Raw genomic sequence first — 349 nt, 5'->3', positions numbered from 1 at the left:
CAGTGGAGTGTGGTACGCTGATTATAGAAAATGTAAGTGTGATTGACTACCCAAGGTTCTTTACCCCTAACGGTGACGGCTTTAACGACACTTGGAACATACAGGGTATGACAGAAGGCTACTCAGATACGAACATCTTCATCTTTGACCGTTACGGCAAGCTGTTGAAACAAATCTCACCAAGCGGAGAAGGCTGGGACGGTACCTACAACGGTGCAGCCCTTCCGAGTGACGACTACTGGTTTACGGTAGAGTACACCTACAACGGTCACCGCCTTGAGTTTAAAGCGCACTTTGCGATGAAGAGATAAGAATTTGTTTAAAGGTTTAAAGTTTCAGGTTCCAGGTT

The 349-nt window shown here is 45.8% G+C and carries 1 protein-coding gene; it reads left to right on the top strand.

Annotated features, from left to right (window positions below; all coding sequences use genetic code 11):
* The coding region (locus ACLI1A_RS19585) for a T9SS type B sorting domain-containing protein (protein WP_411410386.1) at nucleotides 1-311 on the top strand (311 nt) is incomplete at its 5' end.
* Nucleotides 312-349 lie beyond the last annotated feature (38 nt).

The organism is Flavobacterium sp. RHBU_3, assembly GCF_046613565.1.
Classification (GTDB): domain Bacteria; phylum Bacteroidota; class Bacteroidia; order Flavobacteriales; family Flavobacteriaceae; genus Flavobacterium.
The sequence above is the reverse complement of the archived record's forward strand: the minus strand, read 5'-3'. Positions and strand labels throughout refer to the sequence as shown.